The sequence below is a fragment of the Sulfurimonas limnophila genome (genome assembly GCF_059705345.1).
This window is the reverse complement of the sequence record NZ_AP046127.1, coordinates 1,548,307-1,561,965: the sequence shown is the minus strand read 5'-3', so window position 1 is coordinate 1,561,965 and position 13,659 is coordinate 1,548,307. Positions and strand designations below refer to the sequence as shown.

Sequence of the window (13,659 nt, the reverse complement as noted above, 5' to 3'; positions counted from 1 at the left end):
AGGCAAGATATGAATACAATTGAACTTTTTAAATTTATGATAGGCTCAAAGAGCCAAACCCCAGATGATGGCGGACTTTTAGATTTTATACAAAGTTATTTAGGTGACTTTGAAGCGATTAGAGTTGATGTAGAGGGTGTTAAAAACCTTTTCTTATATAAAAAATTCTCACAAGGCGATCATCTATGTTTTGCTGGACATGTAGATGTTGTCCCTGCTGGAGATGGGTGGGATAGTGACCCATATATCGCAATAGAAAGAGGCGGATATATATATGGACGTGGTGCGCAAGATATGAAAAGCGGTGTTGCAACATTTGTTCAAGCTATTAAAGATACTAAACATTTTAATGGAACTCTATCCATCTTGCTAACTTCAGATGAAGAGGGCGAGGGGACTTATGGAACAATCGAGGTATTAAACTACCTTAGTGAGAAAAATATGCTCCCAGATTTTGCAGTTGTTGCAGAGCCTACATGTGAGAGAGCTTTTGGTGATGCCATCAAAGTAGGACGAAGAGGCTCTATCAACGGCTATATAACTCTAAGAGGAAAACAGGGACATGCCGCATATCCTGAAAAGTCTATAAACCCCATAAATCTAATCGCACCAAGATTGGCAAATATGGCTGGAGTAGACATAGATAATGGCGATGAGTTTTTCTCTCCAAGCAAGTTTGTTATAACGGACATTAGAGCTGGTATGGAGGTTACAAATGTAACTCCAAATGAGCTTAAGATTATGTTTAATGTAAGAAATACTACTCTTACTTCTCAAAAAGAGGTTAGAGAGTTTGTTGAGAAAAACTTAGAAGGCTTAGATTATGATTTACGTCTTACTCAAGGCTCTTATCCTTTTAAAACTGATACAAAAACTAAGCTTGTAAAAAATCTTGATGCTTCAATTGAGCAAATCAGTGGCATAAAACCAAAACACTCAACTGCTGGAGGAACTTCAGATGCAAGGCATATGGCTCCACTTGGGATTGGAGTTGTTGAGTTTGGCGTAATAAATGATACAATTCACGCTATAAATGAGAGAACCACAATAGATGAAGTAGAGAAACTTTATGAAGTTTTTAAACATCTCATAGATACGTGGGAATAGGGAGAGAAGATGAAAATTTTACTAACAATAGTGATGTTAATAGCTACATTAAGTGCTAGTTTTAACTGGCCAAGCGACTATGAAGCAGCTCTAAGCGAAGCAAAAGCGCAAAAGAAGGATGTGTATCTTTTTTTAGGTTCTGAGTATTGTAAATACTGCGAGAAGTTTGAAAATGAGATTTTGTCTCGCGAGGATGTACTGAAAAAATTAAAAGAGAAGTATGTTCTCATTTATCTCTCAAGAGATATAGACGACATTCCTTCTCACCTAGAGACAAAACCTGTACCTAGACACTATTTTTTAAATGATAGGGGAGAGATAATCTATACGACCATAGGTTATAGAAGTTTTGAGGGTTTTAATGAACTCTTAAATGAAGTAGACGAAGCAAAAAAAGATTAAGGAGATATATATGAAATTCGTACAAACAAACAAAGCGCCATCGGCAATAGGTCCATATTCACAAGCAGTAGTTGCAAATGGGATGGTTTTTACATCTGGGCAGATTGCACTTACTCCTGAGGGTGTTATGCTTGAGGATGATGTAGTAGTACAGACAAAACAGGTTCTAAAAAACTTACAAGCTGTTTTAGAAGAAGCTGGAGCTTCAATGGATAGTGTTATAAAAACTACAATATTTTTAGCTTCTATGGATGATTTTGTCACAGTAAATGAGATATATGCAGAAGCTTTTGGCTCTCATAAACCATCTCGCTCCACAGTAGCGGTTAAAACATTGCCAAAAAATGCCCTCGTTGAGATTGATGCCATAGCCCTTGTAAAATGAAAAAAGCACTTTTTTTACTCCTGCCAATGTTTATACATGCAGAGAGTTTAAAAGATATCTTAGAGTTTGCGTATCAAAATAACTCCATTTTAGAATCAAAAAAATATATAAAAAACGCAAAAGAGAGTGAAGTCGCTTCAAAACAAAATGCTTATTATCCAAAGATAGATATAGGCGCTTCATATAAAAATATAAGTGATGCCTCTCTTTTCCAGATAGAAGATACTTACGCTCTTTATGGGAAGTTTGAAGTAGATATATATGATGGCGGAGTAAAATCTGCACTACACGAGAAGGCAAAAAATGAGCTTCTCTCAACTACGCACGATGAGCTATTTACAAAAGAGACACTCTCTCTTGAGATAACAAAAGGCTTTTACACCATTTTAAGCCTAGAGGCACGTATGAAAGCAAAGCTTGACGCAAAAGCTTCTTTAGCAAAGCAACTAGAGAGAGTAGAGCAGTTTTATCAAGCAAGATTGGCTACACAAGATAGTGTAGAGAGACTTCAAGCGGCTTATGATAAAGAGATATATGAGATAGAGTCGTTAAATTTTGAGATGATAAGTGCTAAAAAATATCTAGAGCTACAAGTTGGCAAAAGCATAGATGCTCTTGAGTTGTCAAATTTTAAAGATGTTAACTCTTTGGAGTATGAACAGAGTGACTCTATAAAATCACTCTCTTATCAAGAGATAGCTATAAAAAGGGGTGCAGAGGCACAAGATGCTATCTACTACCCAAGCATAAAGTTAGAAGATATATATACAAAATATGAGTACGGAACTACAACACCAAATAATCCTCTTGAGATAGATAAGCAAAATGTAGCAATGATAAGTTTAAATATGACTATCTATGACAACAGCGTTGCAAGTAAGGCAAAAGAGGCTCTTGTGTTAAATGCAAAAGCTATAAATGAGCAGATAAAATACCGCACTAATGAGCAAAAAACAGAACAGAAGATAGCCCTGCAAAGAGTTAAGAGTCAAAAGCTAAAGATAAAAAGCGCTAAAAGCTCTTTAGTTGCTTCAAGCAGTGCGTTTGTTACAATAGAAGAGAAATACAGAGCCAGAATCGTTGATAATGTTACTTATCTTGATGCACTAAGTGCTAAAACAGAAGCAATGGCTACTTACGAGAGTTCACTTTATGAGCTTCAAATAGCCTATGCAATTTACTATTTTTACAGCGGTAAAAAACTAGAGGAGTTTATAGAGTGAGAAAAATATACTTAGCGCTACTGCTTTTAGCGTTTAATCTATCTGCACAAGAGGTTTATGCTAGTTTTTTTGTAAAAGCAATCCAAGATGCAACTCTAGCTTTTAATGCTGGAGGAGTGATAAAAAAGATGGATGTTGATGTCTCAAGCAGAGTTAAAAAAGGTGCTCTTTTGGCAGAACTTTACAATGAAGACTCACATGCACTTTTGAGTCTTGCAAAAGCTGATGTTGACAAAGCAGAAGTTGCTCTAAAATATGCCCAAAGAGATTATGAAAGAGAAGAAAAAGTCAAACATCTTGTTGATGAAGCTAGATTTGATACATTTGCATTTGCGTATGAGAGCGCGAAAACTTCACTTCAAAGTGCAAAAGCAAATCTAACATACAGAGAGGCTCTTTATAAAAAAACAGCTATCTATGCCCCGTTTGACGGCATTATCTATGAAAAAGATGCAGAAGTAGGCGATGTGGTAACGGAGATGCAGCCAAAGAGTGTGTTTAAAATTCAAAGCCAAAATAGAAGAAAACTCATCTTAGAGTTTGACCAAAAGTACTGGAGCATAGTTAAAGCTGGACAGACGTTTAAGTATAAGATAGATGGTGATGCAAGTGAGCACTCGGGCGTTATCTCAAAAATATATCCACATGTAAATGAGCAAAATCGAAAACTCATAGCAGAAGTTGAGGTTAAAGAGTTTTTAGTTGGACTCTTTGGCGATGGCTATATAGTAACAGACTCAAAAAAGTAACTAGATGTACAAACTATCAATCAAAAGACCAATCACGACACTTATGTATGTCCTCACGCTTGTAATATTTGGATACATAAGTTTCAAGGCAATGCCCTCAGCGCTCTTTCCAAATGTCGATTTTCCGATAGTAACCATTCAGACAAACTATGCAGGAGCAGAGGCTTCAACCATAGAGTCGCAGATAACAGACAAAGTCGAAGAGGCAATCTCAAGAATCGGCGGGATTGATAGCATAATATCTAGCAGTAGTGATGGAGTGAGTATAGTTACTGTAAAGTTTTTCTTAGAGCGTAACATCGATGAAGCTACAAATGATGTTCGAGACAAAGTTGCTTCCATCAGACTTCCAAGTGATGCCGAAGTACCACTTGTCAGTAAGCTAGATATTGGTGGCGCTTCTATCATAAATATATTTTTAACAGCAAAAACAGACAATCTAAAAGAGCTTATGCTCTTTGCAGACGAGAAGGTAAAACCTGCAGTGCAGAAGATTAATAATGTAGGCGCTATAAATATCATCGGATACAAAGATAGAGAGATAAAGATATTTCCAAGCCCACAAGCTCTTAACAAATATGAAATAACTATTGCTGAGTTAAACGACGCAATCTCAAAAGAAAACGTAAAAATCGGCGGTGGTAAGCTTATAACTAAAACTAAAGAGTTTATTTTAAAGACAAAAGCAGACGCTCTAAGCATAGAAGAACTTAGAGATATAAAGATAAAAGATAATATAAAGCTAAAAGATATCGCAACTGTTGAAGACTCCCTGAGTGATGCAAAAAGTTACGCTTCATACAATGGTGTTGAAGGTGTTATGCTTGAGGTTCAAAAAATCTCAGGGACAAATACGATAGATATAATCAAACGTGTCAAAAAAGTTGTTCCTCATCTTCAGAGTATGGCGGGAGAGAGATTTGGTGTTGAGGTTTTAAACGATACTTCTCCATTTATCATCAACTCTCTAAGTGATGTTGAGTTTGACCTTATTTATGGGGCGATATTGGCTTCAATCATCGTTTTTGTTTTTCTAAGAAACATTACAATCACGCTAGTATCCGCACTTACTATCCCATCTTCTATTTTTGGTACATTTGCTTTGATGGACTACATGGGTTTTGAGCTAAATAAAATGACGCTAATAGGTCTAACATTGGCTATTGGGATAATTATAGATGACGCTATTGTTGTAATTGAGAATATATACAAAAAGATGGAAGAGGGTCTGGGCAAATACGAAGCAGCTTACGAAGGCACAAAAGAGATGGCTTTTACAATCCTAGCAATCTCTGCAATGCTTCTTGCTGTATTTGTCCCTGTATCGTTTATGAGCGGGATTGTTGGAAAGTTTTTTGAGAGCTTTGCTATGACAGTAGGCTTTGCTATCATCATCTCATACACCATAGCACTAAGCTTCATTCCAAGCTTGAGTGCTAGAGTTTTACGTAAAGATGAGAGTAAGTTCTACAACATGACTGAGCCGTTCTTTAGGGCAATAGAGCGTTTTTATGAAGCTATACTAAAAAAGGTTTTAAGGTTTAAGTATTTGGTTCTTCTTGGAGTCTTTTTACTATTTTTTGCTTCTCTTAGCCTCTTTCCAAAAATAGGTATGGATTTTATACCAAAAGAGGATAAAGCAGAGTTTGAGATAAAAATCAAAGCAGATGCCTCGGTATCACTGCAAGAGATGGTTAAAAAATCAAAAACAGTTGAAGATTTGGTTAGAAAAAATCCTCATGTTGAGTACACAACCCTAAGCGTTGGCTACAACACTACACAAGAGAAACATAAAGCACTCATCTATGTAAAACTTACCCCTAAAGACAAAAGAGAGTTAAATCAAGAGCAAATTATCCAAGGCTTTAGAGAAAGCCTAGAGCCTTTTAAGAGGGAGATGTTTATAACTGCTTCAGCTATTCCAGATATAAAGGGTGCAGGGGTGAGTGTCCCTTATCAGATAGTTTTAAAATCTGATTCGTTTGAAGATTTACAGCGTGGTAAAGAAAATCTTGTTGCTTATTTGGCGAAAAAAGATGGATTTATGGATATTGATACAGATTTGGATGACCAGAAACAGCAGATTGATATAAATATACTAAGAGAAAATGCTTCACTCTACGGTGTCTCAGCTTCACAAATCGCAGAGGCAATAGCGATTGCGTTTTCAAGTGATTTGGAAATCTCATACTTTGAAGAGAGTGGTAAACAGTACAATGTAACACTTAGATTTAGCGATGAGAGCAGAGTCTCACTTGAGGATATAAAAAAGATACAGGTAAGAAGCAGAGATAAAAAACTAATCTATCTTGATGGTCTGGTTGAGTTTAAAGACTCATATGCTCTAGGAGCTATTAATCACTTTGACCGTCAAAGAGAAGTTACAATCTTTGCTGACTTGTTTGGGCTTGATTTAGGTAGCTCTATTGAGTACACAAAAGAGAAGATAACTTCACTTTTACCCTCAGGCGTAGAGTACAGATTTACAGGGTTTGCTGAGGAGATGGGTAAAACCGCTGATGCGTTTGGCGTTGCAATCGGTCTTAGCGTTATTTTGATGTTTATCATTCTAGCCATTCTCTACGAGTCGCTTATCCAACCTATCATCATCATGGTTGCACTTCCTCTTAGTATCATAGGTGTGATTTTGGCTCTATATATCTCTGGACTTCAGTTTTCTCTTTTTGTAATGATAGGATTTATGCTTCTTATGGGAATGGTTGGAAAAAATGCAGTTTTGCTAGTTGACTTTGCAAACCACGCACAAGAGCATGGCAAAGATACAGATGAAGCACTCCTTGAAGCTGGACGTAAAAGAGTCCGCCCAATCCTTATGACTACTCTTGCGATGGTCTTTGCAATGCTTCCTTTAGCTCTAAGCTCTGGACTTGGAAGTGAGACAAAAGCTCCAATGGCTATTTCCATCATAGGCGGACTCTTAAGCTCAATGTTTTTAACACTTCTCATAGTTCCTGTGATATATAAAATAATAAGCCCACTTGATAGATACTTAAGAGGGTTTTATGAATCAAAGAAGGTAGTTGATTAAGTCATATCAAATGCTTCTAGTTGTAGAATAAATACAGGTACTTTTGCATAATTGTCTGTTATCTAGAAGATAGTGAGAGAGGAGGGTATTATGAAAAAAATAGGGCAGAGTAAAAAAGAGATATATTTTATAGTTTATCTATTTATAGTTATTGCTGTTGTTGCCATAATATCAAAAACATTTAGTTTTTATCAGATGTATGATGTAAGTGAAGCAGATGCTGCGACTTACAAATATACTCTAAATGTCTCCAACTCCGCTCTTTTAATAAAATCAGATATTTATAAAATTCATAAAAATATGAAAGACATTGTCCTAGCAAAATCAGATGAAGAAGTACAAAAACTAATCAAAGAGATTGAGCTAACACAGAAAAATGTTTATAGTAACTTTGATATTATCAAAAATAATATATCTACAAACCATGGCTTAACACTTTTAAAAGAGACAAAAGATGTATTTGAAGATTGTCAACCAGTTCGTGATGCAATTATTTCTCTTATTGATAGTAACTATATAGCACAAGTCATAGAGATTGCTAAAAATTCAGAGCCAAATCATGTGCAAAAGCTTGAGAACTCAGTTAGTAACCTTTATGATTATGTGCATAATAGAGCCGATTATCTAAAAACTGTTTCAGATGAAAATTTTAAAAAGCTGATATTAATCGACTTTTTTGCATCGATATTACTTCTAATCTCTTTTATTTTAATTGTTTATTACACCATAAATCGTATTTCAAATTATCTATATAAAAATGAGCATCTAAATAGTGTTCTATCTGTTATAAGAGATGTAAATCAGATTATAATAAGAGAAAAAAACATTGATAAATTAATCCAATAAATATGTGATACCTTAGTCTCAAAGCATGTTTTTGGGAGTGCTTGGATAGTTTTGTATGATAATTTTAAAGTGCCTAAATATATATACACAACAGACAAAAGCCACAATGCAGATATGTTTGTAGAGAAGATAAAGAGTGGCTGGATACCTAAGTGTATAGAAGCCTCAAGAGAGGATAGTTCCTATTTTATAGAAAATTCTGATGAGCAGTGCCTAGAGTGTCTTTTAAAAGATATACATAACGTTAAGAGCGCTTTTAATCTAGAACTAAAATATAAAGATAAAGTTTTTGGATATTTAACTCTTCGTATAGATAAAAAATATATTAAAGATAGTGATGATAAAGAGCTTCTCTTAGAAGTTGCTGGAGATATAGCTTATGCTCTAAACAACGTTGAAGTAGAACAAGATATAGCTGAGCTACAAGAGCTTTATGACAATAGCATGAACAGCCTTGAAAATTTGTTTTTTGCAAAAGACAGAAATTTAATATACTTAACATGTAACAGAGCTTTTGAGAAATTTACAGGGAAATCAAAAAATGAGATTATTGGTAAAAGTGATTATGATATTTTTGATAAAGAGTTTGCAGATTTTCTGTCTCAACATGACGAACAGATACTTTATGGTAAAGCTTCAAAGTTAAATTATGATTGGGTAACTTATCCTGATGGCAAAAGAGTTTATATACTTACTACAAAGTCCCCGCTATTAAACTCTGATGGTGAGATTATAGGTCTTGTAGTAAACTCGGTAGATATAACTGAACAAAAAAAATCACAAGAAGCTTTGATTGAGAGTGAAAAACGATTTAAACAGCTTATGAAAGAGTCTCCATCTGTTATGGAAGTGTATGATAAAGATGGCTTACAGATAGAGGTAAACCGTGCTTATGAAGTTTTATGGGGTTTTGCCGCAACTGTTACAGTTAATAAATTTAATCTTTTAAAGAGCAAAGAGGTAGAAAAAACAGGCTTATTAAAGTATATAGAACAAGCTTACGCAGGAGAGAGTGTTACTGTTCCGCTATATGAGTTTGATTCAAGAGGAGATACAGAAGCTGGAGAGGGAAGAGTGCGCACTTTAAATACACGTATTTATCCCCTTAAAGACTCTTTGGGAAATGTTGAAAATATTGTAATTTTACACGAAGATGTTACAGATAGAGAAAGGTCTCTCTTAGAACTGGAACAAAAAAAGAGAGAGCTAGAAAAAATAATTCAAGAAGCACCAAATCCTATTATGCTTCATAATGAAAAAGGAAAAGTTGTTTTAGTAAACAAAGCATGGAAGACTCTCAGCGGATACAGCTATAACGAAATAGATACTATTGAAAAATGGACACAAAAAGCTTATGGTAAAGAGATGCCTATCGTAAAAGAATATATAGACAAACTTTATAAACTTGATGCAAAAACTGAAGAGGGAGAGTACTCTATTTTCACTAAAAATGGAGATACTGTTATTTGGCAGTTTAGCTCCGCTCCGCTTGGAGTTATAGACGGAAGCCGTGTTGTGATAAGCTCGGCTATGGATATTACAGAGCTAAAGAAAAAAGATGAGTTGATGATGGCACAATCACGCCATGCAGCTATGGGAGAGATGATAGGAATGATAGCTCATCAGTGGAGACAGCCAATAAGCATAGTTTCTATGATAGCAAACAACATGCTTCTTGATACCGCTCTTGGAAATTTTGACGCAAATAAAGCAGATGATTATTCAAAAGATATTCTAAAGCAAACAGAGTATTTGTCAAAAACTATTGATGATTTTAGAAATTATTTCAAGCCAGACAAAAGTGTCTCCAAAATAAATTTAAAAAATATAGTAGATGAAGTATATTCAATAGTCAAAGATAGTCTAAAAAATAATAGTATCAGATTTGAAACTTCTTATGATTCTAAAACAGAGATAAATGGATACCCAAGAGAAGTTATGCAGGTTCTTGTAAATATAATAAATAATGCAAAAGACGCGCTAGTATCAAATAAAACAGAGAATGCTCTTATTGAAGTTAATGTTTTTGAAGATGAGACGCACGTAAATATAAAAATATGCGATAATGGAGGAGAGATAAAAAGTGAAATACTCCCAAAAATATTTGACCCATATTTTACAACTAAAGATGAAAAGAATGGAACAGGTATCGGTCTTTATATAAGCAAAATGATTGTCGAAGATCATTTACAAGGCAAGATAGAGGTATCAAACATAAAAGAAGGGGTCTGCTTTATAGTAAAACTACCTAAATGCGGAGAAAAAAAATAGTGCAGATGATTAATGAGCTTATAAATTCAATAAAAGATAAATCTAAAGAGATTTCAATTCTCTATGTTGAAGATGAAGAGAAACTGCGCGATGAGATGTTCTCTTTTTTAAGTAAATTATTTATGCATGTAGAAACAGCTCAAGACGGCAGAGAAGGCCTTAAAAAGTATCTGATTAACAGACCTGATATTGTTATAACTGATATTGGAATGCCAAATATGGATGGTTTAGAACTGATACAAGAGATAAAAAAAGTCGATGAAAAGCAAGAAGTGGTTGTTATCTCTGCCTATACCGATTCTGATTATTTGATACAGTCTATAAAGCTTGGGGTTAGTGGCTATATTATAAAACCTATGAATTATGAGCAAATTTTAAAAACAGTTGCTCAATCTATCGATAAAATAAGTGCATTTCGCGAAAATGAAATTTATAAAACACAACTAGAGGATATGGTTGGGCAGAGAACAGCAAAAATATTTACTCTGCAAAATAAACTTGTTTCAAACCACAAACAGATGCTACTCTCTTTTGTAAAGATGATAGAGGGACGAGATACATATACTGGCGGACATAGCGAGAGAGTTGCGATATACTCTAGAGATATTGCTCGTGCTATGGGGTTTGGACAAAAAGAGTGTGATTTGATTTATGAAGCTGGAATACTGCATGATATAGGAAAAATCATAACTCCTGATGCTATCTTGCTCAAACCAGTAAAACTTACAGATGAAGAGTATGCTTTGATAAAAATGCATGTAAGTACAAGTTTTTCAATTTTATCTGATATACCAATGTACAAGGAACTAGCAGACATTGTTTATGCTCATCATGAATATTATGATGGAAGCGGTTATCCAAGAGGACTAAAGGGCGAAGAGATACCTCTGTTCTCACGGATTATGACAATCGCCGACTCATTTGATGCAATGACAACTAGCAGAGTATATAAACCTAAAAAAAGTAAATATGAAGCGATAGAGGAGCTAAAAAAATTTAAAGCAAAGTATTACGATCCAAAAATTGTAGATATAGCAGTTAATGTTTTAGCAACTTTTGATATTGATGAGAGCATAAACCAAGAGGCAGAGACACTTATCGATGATGCACGTTTTGCATACTTCTATAAAGATTCACTTACACATCTTTACAATCACTACTATTTTGATTTTATAATAAATAAAAGTAAAAATGAAAATCTTTTTGTCTGTCTACATATACTCTATATAAGAAATTTTACCGCTTACAACAAGAAAAATGGCTGGGACGCAGGAGATATTTTTCTAAAAAAGTTTGCAGCATATTTAAGAGCAGAATATAAAAACTTTAAAATTTTTCGTATTTTCGGCGATGATTTTGTACTTTTGAAACATGAGCATGAAGATATAGATATAGATAAAATAAATGCTAATGAACTGTTTAAAAATAGTACTCTTGAGTGTGAACATAAACACTTTAATTTAAAAAAAATAAATATACAAAGCTATAAAGATTTGGAGTAGTTAAATAAAATAGCAGATTTAATCTTGAGCTCTTAATACCGCATTTGATACTTTTAAAGACAAAACCATTTGCTAAAAAAAACATCTGTTTATAAGAGAGATTGAAAATTGCTATTAAAGTAAAATAATCGTTTAAATAAGGTAATTATGTTTAAGTTAAACAAAACTTAAAGCTACTGAGAGTATAATTCCGAACTTTTTGTAGAAACGAAATCGATAAAAGCATTAGATTTATGTTTTTTGAGAGCTATAAGTATTTAAAGATTTAAGGAATTGTATATGTACGCAATTATCAAAAACGGTGGCAAGCAGTATAAAGTTCAAGAAGGTGACATTTTATTATTTGATAGAATGACTCTTGAGCCTAAAGCTACTTTTGAAATCAAAGAAGTTCTTGCTGTTAACGCAGGCGAACTTAAAATGGGAGCACCTTTTGTAGAAGGAGCTGTTGTAACTGCTGAAGTTATTAATGAAGGTCGTGAGAAAAAAGTTATTACCTTTAAAAAGCGTCGTCGTAAAGACTCTAAAGTTAAAAGAGGCTTTAGAAGAGACTATACACGCGTTCGTATTACAAAAATCGCAGCATAATTTTAAGCTGTAAAATTAACTAAGGAGATTCAAGATGGCACATAAAAAAGGTCAGGGAAGTACACAAAATAATCGTGACTCGGCTGGTAGAAGACTTGGTGTTAAAAAGTATGGTGGAGAGGTTGTAATACCTGGTAACATCATCATTCGCCAAAGAGGAACTAAAATTCATCCAGGTAAAAATGTTGGTATGGGAAAAGACCATACAATTTTTGCTCTAGTTGCTGGTGTTGTAACTTTTCACAGAAAAGATAAAAAACGTCAACAAGTTTCTATCGTTCCTGCTGCATAATTTATAATATTTGGGCTTCTGCCCAGATGTTTCTCTTCAAATATTAGGTTTTTACACCTAGATAATTTAAATATTTAACAATTTACTCTTTTGATATAGTTTATTTTTAAGTATTAACACTCAAGGATTTTCATGTTTACAGATGTCGTAGAACTTACAGTTTCTTCAGGAAAAGGCGGACAAGGTTGTGTCTCTTTTCGTCGTGAAAAATTCGTTATTAACGGTGGCCCAAACGGTGGCGATGGCGGAAAAGGTGGTGACATCTGGTTTAAATGCGATAACAATACGCACACCCTTTCACATTTTCAAAAGAAAATGCATATAAAAGCAGATAACGGTGCTCCAGGTGAGAGTACAAATATGGCTGGAAAATCAGGTGTAAAAAAAGTAATCATAGTTCCTCCAGGTACACAAATAATAGATATGGACAGCAATGAAGTAGTGTTTGACATGCTTAAAGATGGACAAGAAGAACTTTTTATTAGCGGTGGAAAAGGTGGACTTGGAAATACTCACTTTAAGTCATCTACTAACCAAAGACCAACATATGCTCAACCAGGTGAAAAAGGTGAGACAAGAAGAATTAAGTTAGATCTTAAGCTTATTGCAGATGTTGGATTGGTTGGCTTTCCAAATGTAGGGAAATCGACTCTAATCTCAACTGTATCAAATGCACGTCCAGAGATTGCAAACTATGAGTTTACAACACTTACTCCAAAGCTAGGTCAAGTAAATATAGGTGATTTTGAGTCATTCATCATGGCAGATATTCCTGGGATTATTGGCGGAGCACATGAGGGCAAAGGTCTTGGTATAGAGTTTTTAAGACATATTGAGAGAACACAAATACTTCTATTTATGGTAGATTTGGCTTCATACAGAGATTTAAGAGAGCAGATAGAGACGCTAAAGGCAGAAGTTGCTGCATTCTCCGATAAGCTTGGAAGTAGCAAATATGCGATAGCACTAACAAGAGCAGATGTTGTTTCACAAGATGAGATTGCTGACTTGGTAAATAGTTTCTTTGATATTGTAGGAGTTAAAGCTAGTAAAAACAATGAGCTTGGCTTTGATGAAAAGATTCCTTACTTTATTCAAAATAGCGCAGATGAGACTCTTGGATATGATAGAACAATTCCATACTTTGTTCTGCCAATCTCTTCAGCAATAAACAAAAATATAGAACCGCTTAAACATGCACTATTTAACCTTGTTCAAACAAATAGAATTTATAGTAAGTAATTT

At 34.4% G+C, this 13,659-nt stretch carries 12 protein-coding genes; all 12 read left to right on the top strand.

The features are described 5' to 3' along the window. Nucleotides 1–9 precede the first annotated feature (9 nt). A complete protein-coding gene (gene dapE / locus AC6H33_RS07910) occupies nt 10–1,107 on the top strand; it encodes a succinyl-diaminopimelate desuccinylase (RefSeq protein ID WP_497604347.1) in 1,098 nt (365 codons plus the stop codon). A gap of 9 nt (nt 1,108–1,116) precedes the next feature. Further along, nucleotides 1,117–1,509 carry a thioredoxin fold domain-containing protein gene (locus tag AC6H33_RS07905; RefSeq protein ID WP_497604346.1) on the top strand — a complete coding sequence of 131 codons (393 nt, stop codon included), beginning with the start codon at nt 1,117–1,119 and terminating at the stop codon, nt 1,507–1,509. A 10-nt stretch (nt 1,510–1,519) separates the two neighbouring features. Then, a complete protein-coding gene (locus AC6H33_RS07900) occupies nt 1,520–1,894 on the top strand; it encodes a RidA family protein (protein WP_497604345.1) in 375 nt (124 codons plus the stop codon). Then, the gene (locus AC6H33_RS07895; protein ID WP_497604344.1) at nt 1,891–3,117 is read left to right on the top strand and encodes a TolC family protein; all 1,227 of its coding nucleotides are present in this window, start codon (nt 1,891–1,893) and stop codon (nt 3,115–3,117) included. Before AC6H33_RS07900 ends, AC6H33_RS07895 begins: the two co-directional genes overlap by 4 nt. Continuing rightward, nucleotides 3,114–3,866 carry an efflux RND transporter periplasmic adaptor subunit gene (locus AC6H33_RS07890; RefSeq protein ID WP_497604343.1) on the top strand — a complete coding sequence of 251 codons (753 nt, stop codon included), beginning with the start codon at nt 3,114–3,116 and terminating at the stop codon, nt 3,864–3,866. Before AC6H33_RS07895 ends, AC6H33_RS07890 begins: the two co-directional genes overlap by 4 nt. A 4-nt stretch (nt 3,867–3,870) precedes the next feature. Next, complete coding sequence (locus AC6H33_RS07885; protein ID WP_497604342.1) at nt 3,871–6,915, top strand: efflux RND transporter permease subunit; 3,045 nt, start codon at nt 3,871–3,873, stop codon at nt 6,913–6,915. A 90-nt stretch (nt 6,916–7,005) separates the two neighbouring features. Next, entirely contained in the window at nt 7,006–7,761 is a 756-nt protein-coding gene (locus AC6H33_RS07880) for an MCP four helix bundle domain-containing protein (RefSeq protein ID WP_497604341.1), read from the top strand. Between the two features lie 51 nt (nt 7,762–7,812). Beyond that, the gene (locus tag AC6H33_RS07875; protein ID WP_497604340.1) at nt 7,813–10,032 is read left to right on the top strand and encodes a PAS domain-containing sensor histidine kinase; all 2,220 of its coding nucleotides are present in this window, start codon (nt 7,813–7,815) and stop codon (nt 10,030–10,032) included. Nucleotides 10,033–10,037: 5 nt separating this feature from the next. Next, nucleotides 10,038–11,534: a GGDEF/HDGYP domain-containing response regulator gene (locus tag AC6H33_RS07870; protein ID WP_497604339.1), complete on the top strand. Its 1,497-nt coding sequence runs from the start codon at nt 10,038–10,040 to the stop codon at nt 11,532–11,534. A 279-nt stretch (nt 11,535–11,813) separates the two neighbouring features. Beyond that, nucleotides 11,814–12,122 carry a 50S ribosomal protein L21 gene (gene rplU / locus AC6H33_RS07865; RefSeq protein ID WP_325334434.1) on the top strand — a complete coding sequence of 103 codons (309 nt, stop codon included), beginning with the start codon at nt 11,814–11,816 and terminating at the stop codon, nt 12,120–12,122. A gap of 34 nt (nt 12,123–12,156) precedes the next feature. Then, on the top strand, nt 12,157–12,414 hold the full coding sequence (gene rpmA, locus AC6H33_RS07860; RefSeq protein WP_011373044.1) for a 50S ribosomal protein L27: 258 nt from the start codon (nt 12,157–12,159) through the stop codon (nt 12,412–12,414). Nucleotides 12,415–12,546: 132 nt separating this feature from the next. Beyond that, nucleotides 12,547–13,656, top strand: coding sequence for a GTPase ObgE (gene obgE, locus AC6H33_RS07855; protein ID WP_497604338.1), 1,110 nt, complete (start codon nt 12,547–12,549; stop codon nt 13,654–13,656). The last annotated feature ends 3 nt before the right edge of the window (nt 13,657–13,659 follow it).